Genomic DNA, 11,812 nt, shown 5'->3' with positions numbered 1-11,812 from the left:
GCGGGCGGTGGGAGCACGCCGGGTCGCCCGCGTGGACGGCCTCGCGGCTGCTCGGGCGGGTGCCCCGGCGCGCGGTGGCCGTGGCCGGAGCCGTCGCCGCGGTCCTGGTGGCGGGCGTCGTCGGGAGCCGGCTGTTCCTCGGCGGTGACGGCGCGGAACCCGTGGCCGGCGAGCCGCCGGCCTCCGTCTCCGCACCGGTGACCGCCGAGCCGGAGCCGTCCACGGACCCGCCCCTGGAGCCGTCCTCGGCCCCCACACCGACGACGACCCCGACCGGGACCGCGCCCCCGGCCGGCTACCGGACCGTCGACGACACCGGCGGCTTCACGATCGCGGTCCCCGAGGGCTGGGACCGCACCGAGTCCGATCAGGGCGTCTTCTACAACGCCCCCGACGGACGGAGCCTCCTGCAGGTCTTCGTGATCCGGGAGCCCGGCCTGACGCCGTACGAGGCCCTGAGCGGGGTCTCCGCCGACGGCCGCGCCAACAAGCCGGGCTACGAGGAGATCGGCCTCCGCCGGGTCGGCGGCGAACCGGACGCCCCGGCGGACGCCGCCGAGCTGGTGTACGCCTACGACCGCGAGGACGGCACCCGCCGCAAGGTCGTCGACCGGGCCTTCACGGCCCCGGACGGCACCCACTACGCGGTCCTGGCCGCGGGGCCGGAGACCGACTGGCCCCGGCAGCGCGAGCACCTGCGCGTCGCCCTGGAGTTCTTCCGGCCCGGCACGTCCTGACCCGGCGCGGGGCCCTCAGCCCGTGAGGTGCCCCGCCCGGAGTTCCGCCGCCAGGTCCGCGAGACCGCCGACCGCGCGGCGCAGCAGGGCGGCGCCGAAGGTGACGCGGTCGGCGCCGAGGCGGCCGAGCTCGGCGAAGGACGGGCCGCCCGGGACGGCCAGGGCGTTGAGGGACAGGTTCCCGACGGTGCCGCGCAGGGCCGGCAGGTCGGCGGGCGGGGCCCCGATGGGGTACACGCCGTCGGCGCCCGCCGCCGCGTAGAGGCGGGCACGGACGAGGGCCTCCCCGGCCGGGTCCGGGCCTCCCCGGAGATAGGCGTCGACCCGCGCGTTGACGAACAGGTCCGGGCCCGCCGCGTCCCGCACCCGCGCCAGCCACTCCGCGTGCTCCCCCGCGTCCTTGAGGCCGCCGGTCGCCCGGTCGGTGTCCTCCAGGTTGACGCCGACGGCACCGGACTCCCGCACCCGCTCGACCAGTTCCGCCGCCGGGAGGCCGTACCCGCCCTCCAGGTCCGCCGTGACGGGTACGGAGACGGAGCGGACGATCCGGGTCACGGCCGCGAACATCTCGCCGGGCGGCGTCGCCCCGTCCTCGTATCCGAGGGAGGCGGCGATCCCGGCGCTCGGCGTGGCCAGGGCCGGGAAGCCCGCCGTCTCGAAGGCGCGGGCGCTCGCCGCGTCCCACGGGCCCGGCAGGACGAGGGGGTCGTGCGCGCGCCGGCCCCGGTGCAGCTCCCGCAGGCGCCGCGCCCGCTCCGCCGCTCCGGTCCCGGCGGCGGCCGCCGGCGTCATGAGGCGGCGCGCGGGGTGTAGTGGCCGGCGACCATGCGGGTGGTGACGCCGATCCGGTTCCAGGCGTTGATGGCGATGATGCCGGCGAGGAGCCGGGCCAGCTCCGTCTCCTCGAAGTGCCGCGCCGCCTCCTCGTACACCGCGTCCGGCACGAACCCCTCGGTGAGGACGGTGACGGCCTCGGTCAGGGCGAGGGCGGCGAGCTCCCGCCCGGTGTAGAAGTGCCGGGACTCCTCCCAGGCGGAGAGCTGGACGATCCGCTCGACGGTCTCGCCCTCCGCGAGCGCGTCCTTGCTGTGCATGTCGATGCAGAAGGCGCAGCGGTTGATCTGCGAGGCCCGGATCTTGACCAGGTGGTGGAGGGTGGGGTCGAGGTCCTTCGCGGCCGCCGCCTCCAGGCGGAGCATCGCCCGGTAGAAGTCCGGGACCAGCTCGGCGAAGGCCATCCGGGGCGTGTGCTCGTGGACGTGCCCGGTCGCCGTGGTCGCGCCGCCGGGCCCCTGCCGTGTGTCCGTCGTGGTCGTCATGCCCTTCACCGTACGGGCGGGATGGCGCACGGGTATGGTCCATTTCCATGGCGAACGACCGGGCCACTTTCGGGGCCGACCTCCACCTGGAACTGCGCGGCACCCGGCTGCGGGCCGGCCTCATGGACGCCCTGCGGGAGGCGGTCCGCAGCGGTCGCCTGGAGGCGGGCACCCGGCTGCCGTCCTCCCGGTCCCTCGCCGCCGATCTCGGCATCGCCCGGAACACCGTCGCCGACGCGTACGCCGAACTGGTCGCCGAGGGCTGGCTCACCGCCCGGCAGGGCTCCGGCACCCGCGTCGCCCCCCGCACCGCGCCCCGGCCCCCGGCCCCGCCCTCCACCGCCCCGGCCGCCCGGCCGTCGCGGCGCCCCGCCCGCCCGGACCGGCCCCTGCACAACCTCAAGGCCGGCACCCCCGACCTCGCCTCCTTCCCCCGCGCCGAATGGCTCAAGGCCTACCGGCGCGCCCTGACCGCCGCCCCCAACGAGGCCTTCGGGTACGGGGATCCGCGCGGGCGCGCCGAGCTGCGCACCGTCCTCGCCGAGTACCTCGCCCGCGCCCGGGGCGTGCACGCCCGCCCCGAACGGATCGTGATCTGCGCCGGGTTCGTCCACGGGCTGACCCTCATCGGCCAGGTGCTGCGGGCCGGGGGCGTCCGGGCGGCGGCGGTGGAGTCGTACGGGCTGGGGCTCCACGCCGACCTCCTCACGCGCGCCGGCCTCGCGACCCCGGCGCTGCCCCACGACGCGCGCGGCACGCGCGTGGAGTCCCTGACGGACGACCCGGCCTTCCGCGCGGCCGGCGCCGTCCTGATGACGGCCGCCCACCAGTTCCCCCTGGGCGGGGCGCTGCCGCCCGACCGGCGGGCCGCCGTCGTCGACTGGGCGCGCGCCACGGGCGGCGTCGTCCTGGAGGACGACTACGACGGCGAGTTCCGCTACGACCGCCAGCCCGTGGGCGCCCTTCAGCAGCTCGACCCCGAGCGGGTCGTCTACCTGGGCACCGCCAGCAAGTCCCTGGCGCCGGGGCTGCGACTGGCGTGGATGGTGCTGCCCGAGCGGCTGCTCGACGCCGTGGTGGCCGAGAAGGGAGCGGTGGACTGGGTGTCCAGCGCGACCGACCAGCTCGCCTTCGCGGAGTTCCTGCGCTCGGGGGCGTACGACCGGCACGTGCGTGCCATGCGGCTGCGCTACCGGCGGCGCCGGGACCAGCTCGTGGAGGCGGTCGCGGCCCACGCGCCGCACACCCGGGTCGGGGGCATCGCGGCCGGTCTGCACGCCGTCCTCGCCCTGCCGCCGGGCACCGAACAGGAGGTGCTGCGCGCCGCCGCCTGGCAGGGGCTGGCCGTCCAGGGGGTCGACCGGTTCCGGCGCCCCTCCGTCGCGCCCGTCCTGGACGGCCTCGTCGTCGGCTACGCCACCCCGCCGGACAGCGGCTGGCAGGCCGCGTTGCGGGCCCTCTGCCGGATCCTGCCGCAGGACCCGGGCCCGGCCCCCGTCCCGCCGGCACCGTGACGGCTCGCCTTCCCGGCACCGGGACCCGGCCCCGGCCGCCCGTACCGGACCATGTCGTCCGGGACGGAACCACTCCGTGGCGTGCGGCCGGAAAGCACCGGCCTACACTGTGCGGTCGCGACGGTCGCGACCGCGAAGGGGAGGGCGACGGACATGCGGAGGCTGAGGTCGAGCACGGTGGTGCTCGGCGGGATGGGTGTGCTCGCGGCGACGATCACCGCGTGCGGTTCCGAACCGGACCGGCGGTGCGTGGACCCGCTGACGCGCGAGGAACTGCCCTCGTACGAGTGCCGGAGCGGCAAGGACGACGACGGCAGCGGCAGCACCGCCCGCGGCCAGTACTACTACGGCGGCTCCGTCCGCGACCGCACGGTGAGCGGGGGCAGCTTCGACAAGAAGGCCGTCGACACCGGCGGTTTCGGCTGCTCGGGCTCCGGCGGCGGCTGAGGAGGGCCCGGCCCATGGAACGGCACACCATCGACCCCCGGCCCGACTGGCAGCGGATCGTGGAGGAGCAGGGGGTCGTCTACCCCCTGACCCGCTACCCGGACGGTTCGCTGCGCCCCTACTGGGACGAGAGCGCCTACTACAGCTTCTCCCTGCCCGAGGTGGAGGCGCTGGAGGAGGTCGTCGAGGAACTGCACGCGCTCTGCCTCGAGGCGGCGGCGCACATCGTCGAGAAGGACCGGTTCGCCGAGCTCGGCATCACCGATCCGAGGGTCGCGTCCCGCGTCGCCGAGTCCTGGCGCCGCCGGTCCGAACTGCCGTCCCTGTACGGCCGGTTCGACCTGCGCTACGACGGCCGGGGCGGCCCGGCGAAGATGCTGGAGTACAACGCCGACACCCCCACCTCCCTGGTGGAGGCGGCCAGCCCCCAGTGGTTCTGGATGGAGGAGCGGTTCCCCGGCGCCGACCAGTGGAACTCGCTCCACGAACGGCTCGTCGACGCCTGGAAGCGGCAGGCGCACCTGCTGCCGCCCGGCCCCGTGCACTTCGCCCACTCCGACGGCGACGAGCTCGGCGAGGACCTGATGACGGTCGCGTACCTGCGCGAGACCGCCCAGCAGGCCGGGCTCGCCACCGAGGCGCTCTCCGTCGAGCGGATCGGCTGGGACCGGCTCTCCCGCCGCTTCGTGGACGACCGGCTGCGGTTCATCCGCAGCTGCTTCAAGCTCTACCCGTGGGAGTGGCTGACCACCGACCGCTTCGGCCCGTACGTCCTCGACACCCTCGACAACGGCGGCGGCACCGGCACCACCTGCTGGATCGAGCCCGCGTGGAAGATGCTCCTCTCCAACAAGGCGCTCCTCGCGATCCTGTGGGAGCTCAACCCGGGCCACCCGAACCTGCTGGCCGCCTACCTCGACGGTCCGCGCGAGCTCGCCGCGACCACCGGCTGGGCCGCCAAGCCGCTCCTCGGCCGTGAGGGCGCGGGCGTCACCCTGCACGAGGCCGGCGCCGAGCCCGTCGTACGCGACGAGCCGTGCTGCTACCAGGAGCTGGCCCCGCTGCCCGACTTCGACGGCAACCGGGTGGTGCTGGGCGCGTGGGTGGTCGAGAACGAGGCGGCGGGGCTCGGCATCCGCGAGTCGGCGGGGCTCGTCACCGACGAGTACGCCCGCTTCCTGCCGCACGTCATCCTCTGACGGGCGGCGGAACCGGCCGCTCCCGACCCGGACCGTCCGCGAACGCCCGCGAACGGTCAGGGACGGCGGGGACGGTCAGGAACCGCCGGCCAGCACCGCGCGCAGCTGCTCCAGGCCCCAGTCCAGGTCCTCCTTCGAGATCACCAGCGGGGGCGCGAGTCGGATCGTCGAACCGTGCGTGTCCTTCACGAGCACGCCCCGCTCCATCAGCCGCTCGGAGATCTCCCGGCCCGTGCCCCGGGACGGCACGATGTCCACCCCCGCCCACAGCCCCCGCCCGCGCACCGCCTGGACCGCGCCCCCGCCCACGAGCAGCCCCAGCTCCGCGTGGAGGTGCTCGCCCAGCTCGGCCGCCCGCTCCTGGTACTCGCCCGTCCGCAGCAGGGCGATCACCTCCAGGGCCACCGCGCAGGCCAGCGGGTTCCCGCCGAAGGTCGACCCGTGCTCACCCGGCCGGAACACGCCGAGCACCGAACGGTCCGCGACCACCGCCGACACCGGCACCACACCGCCGCCCAGCGCCTTCCCCAGGATGTACACGTCCGGCACCACGCCCTCGTGCTCGCAGGCGAACGTCCTCCCGGTGCGGCCCAGACCCGACTGGATCTCGTCCGCCATGAAGAGCACGTTCCGCCGGGCGGTCAGCTCGCGCACCCCGCGCAGATAGCCCGCCGGCGGCACCAGCACCCCGGCCTCGCCCTGGATCGGCTCCAGGAGCACCGCCACCGTGTTCTCGGTGACCGCCGCCTCCAGCGCCGTCAGGTCCCCGTACGGCACGATCTCGAAGCCCGGCGTGTACGGGCCGAAGTGGTCCCGCGCCTCGTGGTCCGTCGAGAAGCTGACGATCGTCGTCGTCCGGCCGTGGAAGTTGTTCGCCGCCACGACGATCTTCGCGTGCCCGTCCGGCACGCCCTTCACCTCGTACCCCCACTTGCGCGCGGTCTTCACGGCCGTCTCCACCGCCTCCGCGCCCGTGTTCATCGGCAGCACCGCCTCCTTGCCGCACAGCTCGGCCAGGCTCGCGCAGAACTCCGCGAACCGGTCGTGGTGGAAGGCCCGCGAGGTGAGCGTCACCCGGTCCAGCTGCGCCTTCGCCGCCCCGATCAGCCGGGGGTTGCCGTGCCCGAAGTTCAGCGCCGAGTAGCCGGCGAGCATGTCGAGGTAGCGGCGGCCCTCGACATCGGTCATCCAGGCGCCGTCCGCCGAGGCGACGACGACCGGAAGGGGGTGGTAGTTGTGAGCGCTGTGCGCCTCCGCGGAAGCGATCGCGTTCTGCGTCCTCGACACGGGATCTCCGTTCGTCCTGCGGCACGGGGAGTGGTGTGGCCCCCTTCATATCGTCGGTCGCGCGCCGGACGAAGAAACCTCCGGTGACGGCGCGCCCGCTCCCCGGCGAACACGCGCGCCACCGGCGCACGGGCGGACGACCTCGGAGGAGCCGTGCGCGCCCCGTTCCCGGAATGTGTTCCTCGTCTCATCCCCCGCCGACGCCGCCGGGAGGACAGGCCGCACCGCACCGGCCGAACGGGACCGGGTCCCACACCTGAGAGAATGATGTGCATGGCCTCTGACAGTCCCCGTGTGCTCTCCGGAATCCAGCCCACCGCAGGCTCGTTCCACCTCGGCAACTACCTCGGCGCCGTCCGCCAGTGGGTCGCCCTCCAGGAGACCCACGACGCCTTCTACATGGTCGTCGACCTCCACGCGATCACGGTTCCGCAGGACCCCGCCGAGCTCCGGGCCAACACCCGGCTCGCCGTCGCCCAGCTCCTCGCCGCCGGCCTCGACCCGGAGCGCTGCACCCTCTTCGTCCAGAGCCACGTCCCCGAGCACGCCCAGCTCGGCTGGGTCATGAACTGCCTCACCGGCTTCGGCGAGGCCTCCCGCATGACCCAGTTCAAGGACAAGTCCGCCAAGCAGGGCGCCGACCGCGCCACCGTCGGCCTCTTCACCTACCCGATCCTCCAGGTCGCGGACATCCTCCTCTACCAGGCCCACCAGGTCCCGGTCGGCGAGGACCAGCGCCAGCACATCGAGCTCACCCGCGACCTCGCCGAGCGCTTCAACGGCCGCTTCGGCCAGACCTTCACGATCCCGCAGCCGTACATCCTCAAGGAGACGGCGAAGATCTACGACCTCCAGGACCCGGCGGTCAAGATGAGCAAGTCGGCCTCCACGCCCAAGGGCCTCATCAACCTCCTGGACGACCCGAAGGTCACCGCGAAGAAGGTCAGGAGCGCCGTCACCGACACCGACACGGTCATCCGCTTCGACCCGGAGAACAAGGCCGGCGTCTCCAACCTCCTCGGCATCATGTCCACCCTCACCGGGACGTCGATCGCCGACCTGGAGAAGAGCTACGAGGGCAAGATGTACGGGGCGCTGAAGACCGACCTCGCCGAGGTGATGGTGGACTTCGTCACGCCCTTCCGCTCCCGCACCCAGGAATACCTGGACGACCCGGAGACGCTGGACTCGGTCCTGGCCAAGGGCGCGGAGAAGGCGCGCGCCGTCGCCGCGGAGACGCTGGCCCAGGCCTACGACCGGCTGGGCTTCCTGCCCGCCAAGCACTGAGTCCGGGGACCCTGGCCACAAGGGTGGTGGAGGCCGCACACTGGCGGCGGCACCACCACCGCACACGACGCGACGGATGACGGAGGAGAACGACGTGGGGACCGTAACGCTCGGCGTTTCGATCGCGGTCCCGGAGCCCTACGGCAGCCTGCTCCAGGAGCGGCGCGCGGGCTTCGGGGATCCCGCCGCGCACGCCATTCCCACCCACGTCACGCTCGTCCCGCCCACGGAGGTCACGCAGGACCGGCTGCCGGAGATCGGGGCGCACCTCGCGGGCGTCGCCGCCGGCTGCCGGCCGTTCACCGTGCGCCTCGGGGGCACCGGCACCTTCCGCCCGCTCTCCCCGGTCGTCTTCGTCCGGCTCGTCGAGGGCGCCGGCGCCTGCGACCAGCTCCAGCAGCTGATCCGGGACGAGGCCGGGCCGCTCGTCCGCGAGCTCCAGTTCCCGTACCACCCGCACGTCACCGTCGCCCACGGCATCTCCGAGGCGGGGATGGACCGGGCGTACGCGGAACTCGCCGGGTACGAGGCCGCCTGGACCTGCTGTTCCTTCGCCCTGTACGAGCAGGGCACGGACGGCGTGTGGCGCAAGCTGCAGGACTACGAGTTCGGCAACGGCCGCCCCGCCCCGGCCGTCCCGGCCCAGGGCGGCAGCCCGCTCGACTCCCCGGCGCCCACCCACACCTAGGCGCCGGGTCCTCCGGATCGTGCCGGGCCCGCGACGCCCGGCACGCGCGTCGTCGTCGGCCCTGCGGGCCCGGGGAGACCCCGAGCACCGGACGCCGCTCCCTGATCCGGCCTGATCGACACGGCATCCCCCCGGGGGCGCCGCCCGCGCCCCTCACACCGGCAGGCGCCGGAACAGCGGCCGCGGCACGTGCCGCAGCGCCGAGCCCACCACCCGCAGCGCCCCCGGCACCCACACCGTCTCCGAGCGCCGCCGCAGACCCAGCTCGATCGCCCCCGCGACCGCCTCCGGCGTGGTCGCGAACGGCTCCGCCGCCCGCCCGCCCCGCACGGGCCCAGGCCGCACCACCATCACGTGCACCCCCGTCCCGTACAGCGCGTCCCCGAGCCCCTGCGCGAACACGTCGAGCCCCGCCTTCGACGAGCCGTAGATGAAATCGGCCCGGCGCGCCCGCTCCGCCGCCACCGAGGACAGCACCACCAGCGAACCGTGCCCCTGCGCCTGCAGCGCGCCCGCGCACACCAGGCCGGCCGAGACGGCGCCCGTGTAGTTCGTCTGCGCCACGCGCACGGCGGCCGCCGGATCGGACTCGTCCCGCGCCTGGTCACCGAGGACCCCGAAGGCCAGCAGCACCAGGTCCACGTCCCCCGCCGCGAAGACCGCCCCCAGCCGCTCCTCGTGCGAGGCGGTGTCGAGCGCGTCGAACGGCACGGTCCGCACCTGCGCGCCCAGCGGCCGCAGCGAAGCGGCCGCCGCCGACAGCGCGGGGGAGGGACGGCCGGCGAGCAGGACCGTACGGGTCCTGCGGGCGATCAGCCGCCGGGCCGTCGCGAGCCCGATCGCGGACGTGCCGCCGAGCACGAGCAGGGACTGCGGAGCGCCGAAGGCGTCCTTCACGGTGAACTCCTAGGGGGTGTCTTGTCGATCAGGCCGGATCAGGGAGCGGCGGTACACCCCCTAGAGGGCGAGACGGCGGGACAGGTCGGAGCGGAGGACGGCCCCGGGGTCGAGCGCGGCGCGCAGGGCGCGGAAATCGGCGAGCCGCGGAAACATGGCCGCCACCGCATCCGGCCGTACCCGCGAGTCGGCGGCGAGCTGCACCCGGCCGCCCGCGCCGAGAACCTCCTCGTCGAGCGCGTCGAGGAAGGCCGCGAGCCCCGGGAGGCCGGTCGGCAGGTCCAGCCCCAGCGACCAGCCGGGCAGCGGGTAGGAGAGCCAGCCGGGCCCCGCCTCCCCGAACCTGGTCAGGACGGCCGGGAGCGCGGGGAACCGGCGGGCCGCGATCCGCCGCACGATCCGGCACAGGGCCTCCTCCTGCCCGTACGGGACGGCGCAGCGGTACGGGACGAAGCCCTCGGGCCCGTACAGCCGGTTCCCGTGCGGGAGCGCGTCGAACGGGTGCAGGACGGCGGACAGCGGCCGGAGGCGGCCGGTGGAGCGGCGGGGCCCGGCGCGGTGCCGGAACTCGCCCGCGAGCCCCAGGACCGTCCGGCCGAGCGGGCCGCCGGGGACGTACGGCGGCGGCGCGGGCAGCCGTACGGGCCGGAAGGCGAGGGGGGCACGGCGGGCCCGGTGCCGGCGGGGCAGCGCCTCGTACGGGGCGTGCCGGGCGCGGACCAGGACGGACCGGCCCATGGCGGCGCCCCGGGCGAGCGGGTCGATGCGGGCGATCTCGTACGGGGGCGGGGCGCCGTCGGCGTCCCGGCGGGGCGGCGGTCCGGCGAGCCGGGCCATCAGCTCGTCCAGGTCGCGCACGCGCTCGGTGTCCACGCTCAGCAGCGAGGTCTCGACGCGGAGGAGGCGCAGGGTGACCGTGAGGACGATCCCGGTCAGCCCGAGGCCCCCGGTGGTCGCGTCGAAGAGGGGCGTGCCGGGCACCGCCGTCCGGACCTCCCCGTCGGGCGTGAGCAGGTCGAGCGCGACGACGTGCCGGGCGAAGGACCCCGCCCCCGGGTGGTTGCCGCCGTGGACGTCGGTGGCGACGGCCCCGCCGGCGGTGACGTACCGGGTGGCCGGGGTGACGGGCAGGAAGAAGCCGCGCGGCAGCAGGGCCGTCATCAGCCGGTGCAGGCTGACCCCGGCCTCGCACACGACGAGCCCGGCGGCGGCGTCGAAGGCGAGGATCCGGGTGAGGCCGGTCATGTCCAGCACGGTGCCGCCCGCGTTCTGGGCGGCGTCGCCGTACGCCCGGCCGAGCCCCCGGGCGAGCGCGCCGCGCGGATCCCCGGCGCGCAGGGCGGCCGCCACCTCGGCCGAGCCGCGGGGCCGCCGCACGCGCGCGAGGGTGGGGGAGGTGCGGGCCCACCCGCTGATCGGTACGCAGTCGTCGTCCAGGACGCGGGTCTCCACAGCCATGGAGGTGACCGTATAGCCGGATCTCTCACTTGTGCCGGTATTGCGCCCCGGGTGTGCGGGATGTCGGCCGGGCCGCCGTGACCCACCCCACGGCCTCCGCCGCAGCCACGCCGGTCAGGGTCCGTGAGCGGTGGCGCGGGAGTCTCGTACCGTCGTCCCACCGACGGAACGAGGAGCGCGTACGACATGGACTGGCTGACCGGACTCCCCGTCATCGGCCCCTGGATCACCCGCCTCATGCGGACCCACGCCTGGCACTCGTACGAGACCCTCGACCGGGCCCACTGGACCCGGCTGGCCGCCGCCATCACCTTCCTCTCCTTCCTCGCCCTCTTCCCGCTGATCACCGTCGGTGCCGCGATCGGTGCCTCGCTCCTCACCGACGACCAGCTCGACCGCATCCAGCGGAAGATCGGCGAGCAGGTCCCCGGCATCTCCGACCAGCTCGACATCGAGGCGCTCGTCGCCAACGCCGGCACCGTCGGCATCGTCGCCGGCGCCCTCCTCCTCTTCACCGGCATCGGCTGGATCGGCTCCATGCGGGACTGCCTGCGCGCCGTCTGGGGCCTCGACGACGTCGACGAGGGCAACCCGATCGTCCGCAAGGGCAAGGACACGGTCACCCTCCTCGGCCTCGGCGGCGTCGTCCTCGGCTCGCTCGCCGCCTCCTGGCTCGGCTCCGCCGCCGTCGGCTGGACCGCCGACCGGCTCGGCATCCCCGGCGGCGGCGCGGGCGGCGTCCTCCTCCACGCCGCCGCCGTGCTCGTCGCCGTGGTCGCGAACTTCCTGATCCTGCTCTACGTCCTGACCCTGCTGCCCGGCGTGGAGCCGGACCGCCGTGACCTCGTCGTGGCCGCGCTCATCGGCGCCGTCGGCTTCGAACTCCTGAAGCTGCTGCTCGGCGGCTACATGAAGGGAGTCGCGGCGAAGTCCATGTACGGGGCCTTCGGCGTCCCGGTCGCCCTGATGCTCTGGATGA

Annotated in this window: 12 protein-coding genes; 7 read left to right on the top strand and 5 right to left on the bottom strand. The window is 74.9% G+C overall.

All coding sequences use genetic code 11. The features are described 5' to 3' along the window. On the top strand, window positions 1-737 hold a 737-nt coding region (locus tag RIF68_RS12490), incomplete at its 5' end, for a serine/arginine repetitive matrix protein 2 (RefSeq protein WP_309051273.1). A 15-nt stretch (window positions 738-752) separates the two neighbouring features. On the opposite strand, the gene RIF68_RS12485 is transcribed toward RIF68_RS12490, so the two are convergent. Then, complete coding sequence (locus RIF68_RS12485) at window positions 753-1,529, bottom strand: isocitrate lyase/phosphoenolpyruvate mutase family protein (protein WP_309051272.1); 777 nt, start codon at window positions 1,527-1,529, stop codon at window positions 753-755. Beyond that, a complete protein-coding gene (locus tag RIF68_RS12480) occupies window positions 1,526-2,056 on the bottom strand; it encodes a carboxymuconolactone decarboxylase family protein (RefSeq protein WP_375165692.1) in 531 nt (176 codons plus the stop codon). Before RIF68_RS12480 ends, RIF68_RS12485 begins: the two co-directional genes overlap by 4 nt. Window positions 2,057-2,103: 47 nt before the next feature. Between RIF68_RS12480 and RIF68_RS12475 the strand changes: the two genes are divergently transcribed. The 3 genes from RIF68_RS12475 (at window position 2,104) to RIF68_RS12465 (ending at window position 5,216) form a co-directional block, all read left to right on the top strand. After that, a complete protein-coding gene (locus RIF68_RS12475) occupies window positions 2,104-3,570 on the top strand; it encodes a PLP-dependent aminotransferase family protein (RefSeq protein ID WP_309051271.1) in 1,467 nt (488 codons plus the stop codon). A 153-nt stretch (window positions 3,571-3,723) separates the two neighbouring features. Then, window positions 3,724-4,017: a hypothetical protein gene (locus RIF68_RS12470; RefSeq protein ID WP_309051270.1), complete on the top strand. Its 294-nt coding sequence runs from the start codon at window positions 3,724-3,726 to the stop codon at window positions 4,015-4,017. A 14-nt stretch (window positions 4,018-4,031) separates the two neighbouring features. Then, window positions 4,032-5,216, top strand: coding sequence for a glutathionylspermidine synthase family protein (locus tag RIF68_RS12465; RefSeq protein ID WP_309051269.1), 1,185 nt, complete (start codon window positions 4,032-4,034; stop codon window positions 5,214-5,216). A gap of 75 nt (window positions 5,217-5,291) precedes the next feature. Here RIF68_RS12465 and rocD read toward each other — a convergent pair whose 3' ends face one another. Further along, window positions 5,292-6,503 (bottom strand): ornithine--oxo-acid transaminase, encoded by a 1,212-nt coding sequence (gene rocD / locus RIF68_RS12460; protein ID WP_309051268.1) that lies wholly within the window; start codon window positions 6,501-6,503, stop codon window positions 5,292-5,294. Window positions 6,504-6,776: 273 nt separating this feature from the next. Between rocD and trpS the strand changes: the two genes are divergently transcribed. Together trpS and RIF68_RS12450 are read left to right on the top strand one after the other, a co-directional pair. After that, window positions 6,777-7,790: a tryptophan--tRNA ligase gene (gene trpS, locus RIF68_RS12455; protein ID WP_309051267.1), complete on the top strand. Its 1,014-nt coding sequence runs from the start codon at window positions 6,777-6,779 to the stop codon at window positions 7,788-7,790. 94 nt (window positions 7,791-7,884) lie between these two features. Continuing rightward, window positions 7,885-8,478: a 2'-5' RNA ligase family protein gene (locus RIF68_RS12450; RefSeq protein WP_309051266.1), complete on the top strand. Its 594-nt coding sequence runs from the start codon at window positions 7,885-7,887 to the stop codon at window positions 8,476-8,478. Window positions 8,479-8,631: 153 nt separating this feature from the next. On the opposite strand, the gene RIF68_RS12445 is transcribed toward RIF68_RS12450, so the two are convergent. Further along, window positions 8,632-9,375 (bottom strand): SDR family NAD(P)-dependent oxidoreductase, encoded by a 744-nt coding sequence (locus RIF68_RS12445; protein ID WP_309051265.1) that lies wholly within the window; start codon window positions 9,373-9,375, stop codon window positions 8,632-8,634. Window positions 9,376-9,435: 60 nt separating this feature from the next. After that, window positions 9,436-10,833, bottom strand: coding sequence for an FAD-binding oxidoreductase (locus RIF68_RS12440; protein WP_309051264.1), 1,398 nt, complete (start codon window positions 10,831-10,833; stop codon window positions 9,436-9,438). A 186-nt stretch (window positions 10,834-11,019) separates the two neighbouring features. Here RIF68_RS12440 and RIF68_RS12435 point away from each other — a divergent pair. Then, window positions 11,020-11,812: YihY/virulence factor BrkB family protein (locus RIF68_RS12435; RefSeq protein ID WP_309051263.1), on the top strand; the 793-nt coding region annotated here is incomplete at its 3' end.

Source organism: Streptomyces sp., from assembly GCF_031178505.1.
In the GTDB taxonomy this organism is placed as follows: Bacteria; Actinomycetota; Actinomycetes; order Streptomycetales; family Streptomycetaceae; genus Streptomyces; species Streptomyces gulbargensis.
Note: the sequence above shows the minus strand (reverse complement) of the source record. Positions and strands in the feature narration are given on the sequence as shown.